The following is a 10,269-nucleotide window of genomic DNA, read 5'->3' as shown; positions in this document are numbered from 1 at the left end:
AGTTTTTTTTGTGTGGCAGAGCGAAGCTCTCCCACACCCTCACCGTGCGCGGTGTTGTTGCTGGCAACAAGATTCTTTATTATGTTGCGAACATGTGCCAGCGAAGCTGGCACATGTTCGCAACATAATCGGGGTGTTTAGGGCGCCAGCCCTAAACACTATGCCGCCACCGGCGAGACCTCCTCGTAGCCGGCCTCCTGGATGGCCGCGATGATCGCCGCCGGGGCGACCGCATCGCCGTGCTCGACGGTGACGACCTTGGTGTCCAGGTTGACATCGACCTTCTGCACGCCGCTGATGGCGCTGACCTCTTTGTTCACCGCGTTGACGCAGTGCTGGCACGAGACGCCGGGGACGAGGAACTTCTCGGTGGTCATGGTGTTTATCCTTGTTGGTGCGCAGCAGCCTGCGGCTGCTGCGCCCTTACTTGACGCAGCACGCTGCGTCGCTACTACTGATGCACGTTCTCGAAGACCTGGAGCAGCTCGGTGACGACGCGCTCGCGGTCGCTGACCTCGTCGCCGCGGATGGCGGTGGTGACGCAGGTGCGCAGGTGCTCGGACAGGATGAGTCCGTCGAGCTTGGCTAGGGCCTGCTGGATCGCCCGCGTCTGCTTGAGCAGGTCGATGCAGTAGGCGTCGGCCTCGACCATGCGCTGCACGCCGCGCACGTGGCCCTCGATCGTCTTCAGCCGGTTGGTGAGCTGCTGCTTGTGGTCGCTCTCCATCGCTGCCTCCTGATATGGTACCCCTCCCCCGGGGGGGGTGGGGTGCCCCCAGTATATCACCGGGCGCAAGGCTGTCAAGGGATGCCGCCAATGCGGATCGAGGCCGCCCGCTAAGGCGGGGTATACTTCACTTGACTCTGACCCCCAACCACGGAAGGAGAGAGCTCAATGGCTGAGAAGGCACACATCCAGACCTTGTTCGCCTACCACTGGCACACGACCGAGCAGATGATCGCGGGTGCGGGCAAGCTGAGCGCGGAGGAGTATGGCCCGCTCCACGCCATCCTTTTCCACCTGCTGCGGGTGGACTACGCCTGGAGGCACGCCCTGGCGACCGGGCAGCAGCCGGAGGCCCTGGCTGAGGCGCAGTTCGCCACCCTGGAGACGCTCAGCGCGGGATTCGCCGCCGAGCGTGAGGCGTGGGGGGCGCTGCTCGACGGCCTGAGCGATGAGGATATCGCCGGCGAGATGATCGTGACGCGCTACAACGGCGTGCAGGCCCCGCTGGATCGCTGGCGCATCCTGCACCAGGTGCTGATGCACGGCATGCAGCACCACGCCGAGCTGGCCCAGATGCTCACGGGGCACGGCCAGTCGCCGGGGAACATCGACTTTATCTTCTACCGGTAAACGTGTGCCATGGGCCACAGGCCTCTAGAATAGCTGGTTGTGGTGGGGGATGTGCCATCGGCGGGCGCATCCCCCGCCGCCTTATAGGGGCCTTGATCATCGCTCTACAAGCGGTCATAGGACGGCTGCTCCCAGTATGGGCGATGACCGTAGTCTGACAGAAAAACGACTATTGTCCGCTAGAACCGACAGCTGAGTCCGTGCTACCTTGACTCAGGAGACGATATAGTACTCTGACTTTGCCCGCTCAACAGCATTATGCGTTTACTTACCCGCATCGTTGCCCGACGCATCAGCACCAAAATCATCCTGCCCTACCTGCTGCTCGCTGTGCTCCTGGCGATGGCGATGACGCTGGTTGCCGCCCGCTTCACGGCGGGCTCGCTCCAGGATCGTCTCAACGCACGCTTGGTCGAGGTGGGCCAGATGACGAGCGACGGGCTGGTGGCGGTTGAGGATCGGCAGATCGAGGAGCTGCGCACGATCGCCTTCACCGCCGAGGTGGCCGAGGCAGTAGACGCGGGCGACGCGGAGCGTCTGGCGACGCTGCTGCGCCCGATCTGGGCTAACTTTGGCCTGCACGCGCTGGTGATCTTCGACACCTCCGGCCACCCGCTGCTGAGCTGGCGGCGCGCCGATGGGGCCGGCGTCGGCGCGATGCCCGCGCGGATCGACCTGCCCGACTTGGCCGACTGGTGGCTGGTCGGTCAGATCATCGACGGGCGTAGCGATGCCTTCGGGGATAAGTTCTCGGCCTTCCGCGAGGATCATCTGTGGACATCGGCGCCGATCAGGCGCGGCGAGACCCTGGTCGGCGGGGTGATGGTGGCCACGCCGCTTGACGAGCTGCTCGCATGGCTCCAGGGAGGCTCGCAGGCCGCCGTCACTACCTTCTACGACGGGCGCGGGGTGGCGGTGGCCACCACCCAGATCCTCGTCGGCGAGGCCCGCGTGGCGGCCATCCCCCTGGCACAGCTTGAGGCATTGATCGCCGACCGGGCCGCCGCTGAGCCCATCCACATCCAGAGCGTCGCCAGCCTGAACGGCCGCGAGTACCAGTTTGCCTACTCGCCGCTGCGGGTGCGCCGCACCATGGACGGATTCTTCTCGGTTGCGCTGGCCCGCAGCCCGCTGACCACAAGCTGGGAGGCCCAGCGCACCCCGCTGATCGCGCTCAGCCTGGCCCTGCTCGCCGCCGTTATCGCCGTGGGCGCCCTGGTTGCCCGACAGATCACTCGGCCACTGCGCGACCTTGTGCTCACGGCGCGAGCGGTGGCTGAGGGCGACCTGAAGCGGCGCAGCGGCGTGTGTTCGCACGATGAGGTTGGGGCGCTGGCCGGCGCCTTCAACCAGATGACCTCACGCCTCCTCCACCTCTACGAGACCAGCCGGGCGCTGAGCGCGCAGCCGCAGGCCCAGGCAATCCTTGCACAAACTGATGCAGCTGTGCGTGGGCTCGTCCCCGGCGCGGTGACGCTGGCGATCCTACGGTCCGGGGCCGGCTGGCGGATCAATGTCATTGATGGCGGTGATGAGCAGCTCGCGCGCCTGGGTCGGTCGCAGCTCAGCGACTCGGTCGCCGTCGAGTCGCTATCTCGCCGCGCCGTGGGCATGATCATCGCCCCATCTGACGCGCGGCGCTTCCGCAGCTTCGGCCTGCCCCTGGGCTACGCCGAGATCTGCTACACGGCGCTGACCGTGCAGGGGCAGCTGGTGGGGCTGCTGCTGCTGCTGCACCGGGAGCGCGGGGGCTTCGTCGAGAGCGTGCGCGAGCCGCTGGGCGCGATCGCTGGCATGGCCGCCTCGGCGCTGAACAATGTCCGGCTCTACGCCGAGGTGCGGTCGGAGAGCCAGCGGCGCACGGCTATCCTGGAGAGCATCGCCGACGGGGTGATCCTCTGCGACGCCGAGCGCAATGTGATCCTGATCAACCCGGCGGCCCTGGGCATGCTGGAGCTGGACGACTGGCCGCGCCGACGCTACCACCTCAGTCAGCTGCCGCTTCAGCAGATCGTCGGTGATGGCCTGCACGCCAGCGACACACCGGCCCGCTACATGTGCCACGGGCGCGTCTTGAGCGCCAGCTTCGCCCCGCTCGCCGGCGGCGGCGGCGAGGTGATCGGCCTGCACGATGTGAGCGTCGAGGCGGCACTCGACCAGGCCAAGACTGACCTGATCGCCCTGATCTCCCACGAGCTGCGCACGCCGCTGACCGCCATCCAGGGAGCGACCGATATGTTGCGCAAGGAGATCGGCGGCACGCTGACCCCGCTCCAGCACGAGCTGGCCGATACGGCGATGCGCCAGAGTCTTGCCATGAGTTCCCTGATCGATAAGGCCATTCTGGTGGCCGGCCTGGAGATGGGCACCCTGGAGCTGGATGTCCAGCCCACAGGGGTACAGACAGTGCTGGATCTGGCGGTTGCCCCGCTGCGCCAGGTGGCCGTGGCCGCCGGGGTCGATCTGAGCATCGTGATCGCCCCGGATCTTCCACTGGTGCAGGCTGATGTGCGTATGCTCAAGTTCGCCGTCGCCCAGCTGATCGACAACGCCCTGAAGTACGGCGAGGGCCAGCCGGTGAAGGTGCTGGCCCGCCGCCACCGTGGCGGGGTGGCCCTCGCCGTGCGCGACTACGGGCCAGGCATCGCTGCCGAGCGGCTGCCGCAGCTCTTTGAGCGGCTGCGGCGTAGCGAGGGCGCCCTGAACGAGGGGCCGCGCGGGATCGGGCTGGGGCTGATGCTCTCCCGCGAGCTGCTGGAGCGCCAGGGCGGGGCGATCAGCGTGCAGAGCCGGGCCGGCCAGGGTAGTCTGTTCACCATCTTTTTGCGCGGGGCTGATCAGGGTAATAAGGCGATCGCAGCGTAGAGATAATGCCGTTAGGGCGTACGCAGTTGGCCAAGGATCGCAGTGAAACGCCATGTCATGCTGAACGAAGTGAAGCATCTGCATGGCAGAACAGAGCGAGCCTTGGCAGACCCCTCGCTTCGCTCGGGGTGACAACGCTTCAACTTCGTAACTCCTAGCAGCATGCAGACTGATGCGCTAAGCCCATCAGGCAATGCCAACAGAGCCGCCAGATTCGGCAGCAGTTCTCGGCAATCATATGCAGAAGACGATCTATATTCGCCGGGTGCTCCGTCCATTGCGCAGGCGTCCGCTGCGTGTGCTGCTGGTCTTTGCCGCCGCCCTGGCCTCGCTGCTCACAGCTGCTGCGGCCCAGGCCGGGCTGTATACTGTCGCTCCCCACAATGCGTCCTTCGATGTGTCGCTGCTGCCTGGGATCGCCGCTGATTATCGACCCTGGCCATCCCAGGGTGATCGGCAGCCAGAGCTTGACCCGGCGGTCATCGCTGAGGCTGCCCGCGATGAGATCCTGAGTCGGGTGCTGGTCGATGCCTCTAGCGGCGATCTGGTGCCGCTCGACCTTCCGCCAATGCCCCAGGCTGACACTCCGCCTGATGGTTTAGTGCAATCTGTCCAGCTGCTCAGCCCCACGCCGAGCGCGACGCCCGTGCCGAGCGCGACGCCGCTCCCGCCGCCGAGCGCGACGCCCGTGCCGAGCGCGACGCCGCTCCCGCCGCCGAGCGCGACGCCCGTGCCGAGCGCGAGAGATTCATCGTCCGCTCGGCGATCGCGTCCCAGCTGAAGTGATCCTCGACCCGGCGGCGGCCGGCCGCGCCGAAGCGGGACTGGAGGGCCGGCTCGAGGCCGACCCGATTGATCGCGGCGGCCAGGTCGGCCGAGAAGGCCGCCGGGTCGACCGGCTCGAATGTGCCCTCCCTGAGCTGCAGATCCACCAGCAGGCCGGTCTCCTCGGGCAGCACCACCTCCTTGATCCCGCCCACCGCCGAGGCGACGACCGCCGTCTCACAGGCCATCGCCTCCAGGTTGATGATCCCGAAGGGCTCGTAGACGCTGGGGCAGACGAAGACGGCGGCCTGCGAGTAGAGCTGGATGACATCGGGCCGCGGCAGCATCTCCTGGATCCAGATCACGCCGGGGCGCTCCTTGACCACGGCGGCCACGCCCTCCTGCATCTCGCGGGCGATCTCGGGCGTGTCGGGGGCGCCGGCGCAGAGCACCACCTGCAGCGAGGGGTCGATCTGCGAGATGGCGTGGACCAGATGGATGATTCCCTTCTGGCGGGTGATCCGGCCCACAAAAAGCACGAAGGGCTTGTCCGGGTCCACCCCGTAGCGGGTGAGCGCGTCGGTGGCGGTGGCCTTGCGGTACTCGGCCAGGTCGATCCCGTTATAGATCACGTGGACCTTGGCGGGGTCCACGTCGAACAGGCGCAGCACATCCTCGCGGGTCTCCTTCGAGACGGCGATGATCGCGTCGGCCTGCTCCATGGCGGTGCGCTCCATCCAGGAGCTGAGGTGGTAGCCGTTGCCGAGCTGCTCGACCTTCCAGGGGCGCAGCGGCTCAAGCGAGTGGATGGTCAGCACGTAGGGTACGCCCCAGAGCTTGCCGGCGAGCAGGCCGCCCATGTCGGTGTACCAGGTGTGGCAGTGGACCACCTGGGCGTCGAGGGTGTCCTTGGCCATCAGCAGCGAGCGGGCGAAGGCGTCGAGCGCCCCGCCGAAGCGCGGGTCCGTGTTCCGCTTCACCTCATCCCAGAGCGGGTAGCCGCGCACGCTGAGGCGCTCGCCGTCGTCATGCTGGCTGCCGAAGCAGCGGACCTCAACATCGACGAGCTTCGCCAGGGCCTTGCTCAGGTACTCCACATGCACCCCAGCGCCGCCGTAGACATTGGGCGGGTACTCATTGGTGAACAGGGCGACCTTCTTGAGATCAGGCATAGCAGATCCTCACTTCCTCATGCAACATGCGGCATGCACCGCACTATCGTGGCGCATCGCGCATGGCGAGTGTCCCTATAGCCGAGCGCCGAGCGCCGAGCGCCGAGCGCAGAACGGGAGGGCGCACCAATGCTGGCTCAGCCGTTCTGCCCGCCGCTCTAGTATAGCATCAGCGCCCGGCGATCCATCTCCAGGAGGCTCAGGCGATCTGGTGCGCCGTGATCGCGCTGCGCAGGCTCAGGTCACCGATGCCGGCGAAGATCTGGCCCTCGGTTACTGAGATGCTGAGCGCACTGCGTCGATCAAGGCCGCCGGACAGCCCGCCGATGAAGCCCCGGTCAAAGGTGTAGATCGGGATGGACTCGGCCCGGTAGATCTTCTTCCCGGCGAGCTGCGCGCACAGCTGCACAGCGTCGCGGTGGGTGTAGACCACGGCGCGGCCGCTGAGCTTGCTCCCGCGATGCAGCCGCTCGGCGTCCGGCAGGCCAACCTCGATCCAGGCGGTCACCTGGCCGGTGGCATCGCGCACAAGGACCGCGGGCTCATCGCCGGCGGAGATGCCCTGGGTGAAGGCGATGCCCTCGGTGTACTCCAGGCAGTAGGCCAGCACGCGGGTGATCAGGTACTCAGCGCTCTCCGAGGGGTGGCGGGCGACCCGCAGCTCCAGGGCCTCGTAGACACCGCGATCCATATCGGCGAGGTCGATCGTCAGGTTGTAGATAGTCGCGCCCTGGGCCATAGTCTTCGCTACTCCTGGTATAGTGGTGACGGGCGTATTATCGCACGCTTCACAGAGAGACAGGCGCAGCATGATCACGTTTGACCTCAACATATCGATCACGATGCCGGGCCTCCCCTACGCGCGGCGCATCGACGAGGCGGCCCGTATGGGCTTCACGGCGGTTGAGCTCTGGTGGCCGCGCGGCGAGGATCTAGGCGCGCTGGCCCGCCGCGTGTCCGACGCCGGCCTGTCCGTGGCCCTGATCAACTTCGACGGGGGCGATCTGGCCGCCGGCGAGCGCGGGTTTCTGAACGACCCGGTGCGCCAGGCCGAGTTCCGGGCCAGCGCGCCGGCGGCACTCGATCTGGCGCGGCGGCTCGGCTGTCATCAGCTCAACGCCCTCGTCGGGCGCTGGCTGCCCGGCGAGCCCCGCGAGAGCCAGCTGGCCCGCGTCCGCGAGAACCTGACGTGGGTCTGCGACCTCGCCGCCCACGCCGGGGTGACGGTGCTGCTGGAGGCGCTCAACAGCTGGGAGACCCCCGCCTATATGCTGACGAGCACCGCCGATAGCCTGGCCATGATCGACTCGGTCGGCGCGCCGAACCTGGCCCTCCAGTACGATGTGTACCATATGCAGCGCATGGAGGGCAATATCTGCGCGACGGTCGCGGCCCACGCCGGGCGCATCGGGCATATTCAGTTCGCCGACTCGCCTGGGCGCGGGCAGCCCGGCACCGGCGAGCTCAACTTCCCCTTTATCTTTCAAGCTATCGAGGACAGCGGCTACACGGGCTACGTCGGGGCGGAGTATCTGCCGCGCGGGAGCCTGGAGGAGAGCCTGGGCTGGCTGCGACGGGCGGGGGAGGCACCAGATCAGGCGTAGGAGCCATCTTAGAGCCTCGCCCTCGCCCACCGCAACGCATGGCCGGGCGGGAGGCTGTGCCTATGCGGCCTCCTCCGCCACGCCCGCGAGGGACAGCTCGCCCGCCCGCCCGCCGCTCTCCTCTGCCTGCGTGGCGTACTCGTGGGCCCAGGACTGGATGCTCTCCCAGTCGCGGTAGGCCGCGGCGTGGACCTGGTCTGATCGCCAGAAGCCCCGCAGGTACTCGGCGTCCACAGCGGCGGGGTGCAGGCTCCGGAACGGCACCACCGTCGCGGTGTCGCCCTTGCCCCACTCCTGCTCCTCGGCCGGGCCGAGGGGCAGCGCGATCTCGTGGTAGGTGACGACCTCCGGGTGGCGCGACCGATCGACCAGGCTGTCGGCGGCCTCGCAGACTCGCCCGTGGTCGACGAGGGCGCTCAGCAGAATGTCGGTCATCCGCGAGCGCACCGAGAGCTGGACGAGCCGCACATACCCTGTGCGCATGAGCACGTCCAGATAGCCGCGGATGGCCATCTTGCTGCGCTCGTTGCTGCCCCAGCGCATGCCGATGCCGGCCTCGCTGGTGAGGCGGGCGTTGCGCCCGCTCAGGCTGCCGGCCACGGTGGGCGCGATCGGGCCGCTGGTGATCGGGTAGAGCCGCACGCTCTCGCCGAGGAACCAGTGGCGCACGATCTCTGCGCCGCCCTGGCGCTGGTGTTTGATCTCGATCTGGGCGACCTTGGCCTCCCGCATGGCCTCGTCGAGATCCGCGTCTTTCCCCACCTCGATATGAAACCCGACCAGTGGCGTGAAGCGCCCGCTGCCAAGGGTCTGCCGCGCGACGCTCTTGCCGTTGGCGTACTGGAGGGTGGCTGCCTCCTGCACGGCCTGAACCTTATTTCTGCCGATCATATGCTCCGCTCCTCGTACCTGCTGTGGCTGCTCGTGTCTACACGGTCTAGTATAGCACAAGCGTTCTCCTATGTACAGAGGCAGATTACAGAGAGGGTATGGAGAGTGAAGCTCTCCCATACCCTCTCTATACGCGGTAGTGCGGCAGCCCTAAAAACCGATGTCATTTTGCCCAAAATAGCAAGAGATTCCGGGAAGCCGGAGGCTTAACGTGATACGCATGGGGCTTCACTCATGCCAGCGGCGCAGCGGCGACGATCAGGCCGTCCTCGTCGGCGTAGAGCTGCTGGCCGGGGCAGAAGCTCACCCCCAGGAAGCGCACAGGCACGTCGCGCTGGCCCTCGCCGCGCTTGAGGCTGCGCCGCGGGTGCGTGCCCAGCGCCAGCACCCCGATCGGCATGCGCGCGAGCTCGGCGCTGTCGCGCACGCAGCCGAACACCACCACCCCCGCCCACTCATTGCGCATGGCCAGCTCGCCGATCTGGTCGCCCACCAGGGCGCAGCGCAGCGAGCCGCCGCCATCGACCACAAGCACCCGCCCCGCGCCCGGCTCCTCCAGGGCGCTCCGCACCAGCGTGTTGTCCTCGAACAGCTTCAGAGTCGTCACCTGCCCGGCAAAGCGGGCCGCGCCGCCGAAGTGGCGCAGCTGCGGCTCGGCCACCTGAACATCATCATGCGCGTCGCAGAGATCGGTCGTCTTGAACTCCATCGTCACACCTCATATAGCACAATCACTCAGCGCCGGTTGCGCTCCATCCAGCCCACGGCATAGTCGATCAGCGGGTGCTGCGGCATCAGCAGCGCAGTGGCCTGGCCCACCCCGCCGCTGCGCTCCAGGCCCGTCTCGCGGGCGAAGTCCGCCCCGATGGCCGGGAAGTCCTCATCGCTCCAGTCAATGTCGTCGAACTCCACCCAGCGTCGCTCGCCGCCCACCAGCATCGGCGCGCCGGCCCTGATCATGCGCTTGCCAGGGTAGCCGGCGCGGTACTCGGCCAGGTGCAGCGAGGTGTTGTTGCCGTGGCCGACCCCCAGCAGCAGCACGTGGCCGCCCAGCGCGTAGATGTGGGCCAGGGGCGAGCCCTCGCCCAGGCCGACCTCAAGCGTGTGGCCCGAGGTGACCCGCGCGGCCTCGGCGCCCCAGGCCGCAAACGAGGCCTGCGGGTGCGCGCTGCGCAGCACGCCCCGCCCCTTGCGGAAGGTCTCGGCGACCGCGCCCATCTGGCGCGTCGGCGTCAGGTCGGGGTCGTAGGCGGGGGTCTCGTCACGGATGATCGGCCACCAGGGCTCGGGCACCGGCGGGTGACGCCACGCGGCCGGGTCCGACAGGTGCGAGCTGTGGGCCGGCATCACCAGGGTGCCGGCGGGGCCGAGCAGCTCCTGGAGGGCCATGATCACCGCCTGGGGGCCGCCGGCGACCCAGCCCAGCCGGCTGAGCGCTGTGTGGACCAGGAGGGTCATCCCCGCCGCCACCCCGAGGGCCGTCAGGTCTTCCCGCATGCGCGCGGCCGTCACCGGCAGCTCCCCCGCGCGATCAATGCTCGCTCGCTCGCCCATACAGCACAACCTCCCGGTGAGGGCGGCGACGCCAGTGCATGTGCAACGTCCTGCGCGCCCC

General features: G+C 67.7%; 10 protein-coding genes. 3 read left to right on the top strand and 7 right to left on the bottom strand.

The genetic code is table 11. The annotated features are described in order from the left end of the window. Nucleotides 1-158: 158 nt before the first annotated feature. Nucleotides 159-377, bottom strand: a complete 219-nt coding sequence (locus K2Z83_RS02010; RefSeq protein WP_220593525.1) for a heavy-metal-associated domain-containing protein — start codon at nt 375-377, stop codon at nt 159-161. A 74-nt stretch (nt 378-451) separates the two neighbouring features. Continuing rightward, nucleotides 452-727: a metal-sensitive transcriptional regulator gene (locus K2Z83_RS02005; RefSeq protein WP_220593524.1), complete on the bottom strand. Its 276-nt coding sequence runs from the start codon at nt 725-727 to the stop codon at nt 452-454. A gap of 168 nt (nt 728-895) precedes the next feature. Here K2Z83_RS02005 and K2Z83_RS02000 point away from each other — a divergent pair, with 168 nt between their 5' ends. Both K2Z83_RS02000 and K2Z83_RS01995 read left to right on the top strand, forming a co-directional pair. Further along, entirely contained in the window at nt 896-1,357 is a 462-nt protein-coding gene (locus K2Z83_RS02000) for a DinB family protein (protein WP_220593523.1), read from the top strand. 258 nt (nt 1,358-1,615) lie between these two features. Continuing rightward, entirely contained in the window at nt 1,616-4,222 is a 2,607-nt protein-coding gene (locus K2Z83_RS01995; RefSeq protein ID WP_220593522.1) for an ATP-binding protein, read from the top strand. 620 nt (nt 4,223-4,842) lie between these two features. Here the strand turns inward: K2Z83_RS01995 and glgA are convergent. Both glgA and K2Z83_RS01985 read right to left on the bottom strand, forming a co-directional pair. Beyond that, nucleotides 4,843-6,159, bottom strand: a complete 1,317-nt coding sequence (glgA, locus tag K2Z83_RS01990; protein WP_220593521.1) for a glycogen synthase — start codon at nt 6,157-6,159, stop codon at nt 4,843-4,845. Nucleotides 6,160-6,358: 199 nt separating this feature from the next. Then, the gene (locus K2Z83_RS01985; protein WP_220593520.1) at nt 6,359-6,898 is read right to left on the bottom strand and encodes a YaeQ family protein; all 540 of its coding nucleotides are present in this window, start codon (nt 6,896-6,898) and stop codon (nt 6,359-6,361) included. A 70-nt stretch (nt 6,899-6,968) separates the two neighbouring features. On the opposite strand from K2Z83_RS01985, the gene K2Z83_RS01980 reads away from it, so the two are divergent. Continuing rightward, nucleotides 6,969-7,763, top strand: coding sequence for a hydroxypyruvate isomerase family protein (locus tag K2Z83_RS01980; protein ID WP_220593519.1), 795 nt, complete (start codon nt 6,969-6,971; stop codon nt 7,761-7,763). Nucleotides 7,764-7,823: 60 nt separating this feature from the next. Here the strand turns inward: K2Z83_RS01980 and K2Z83_RS01975 are convergent, their stop codons facing one another. The 3 genes from K2Z83_RS01975 to K2Z83_RS01965 form a co-directional block, all read right to left on the bottom strand. Continuing rightward, nucleotides 7,824-8,654 carry a hypothetical protein gene (locus K2Z83_RS01975; RefSeq protein WP_220593518.1) on the bottom strand — a complete coding sequence of 277 codons (831 nt, stop codon included), beginning with the start codon at nt 8,652-8,654 and terminating at the stop codon, nt 7,824-7,826. A 232-nt stretch (nt 8,655-8,886) separates the two neighbouring features. Continuing rightward, a complete protein-coding gene (gene rraA, locus K2Z83_RS01970; RefSeq protein WP_220593517.1) occupies nt 8,887-9,363 on the bottom strand; it encodes a ribonuclease E activity regulator RraA in 477 nt (158 codons plus the stop codon). Between the two features lie 26 nt (nt 9,364-9,389). Next, entirely contained in the window at nt 9,390-10,208 is an 819-nt protein-coding gene (locus K2Z83_RS01965; RefSeq protein ID WP_220593516.1) for an aminoglycoside N(3)-acetyltransferase, read from the bottom strand. Nucleotides 10,209-10,269 lie beyond the last annotated feature (61 nt).

Origin of the sequence: Oscillochloris sp. ZM17-4 (assembly GCF_019599295.1) — a bacterium.
In the GTDB taxonomy this organism is placed as follows: Bacteria; Chloroflexota; Chloroflexia; order Chloroflexales; family Chloroflexaceae; genus Oscillochloris.
This window is presented reverse-complemented; position numbering and strand designations above follow the sequence as displayed.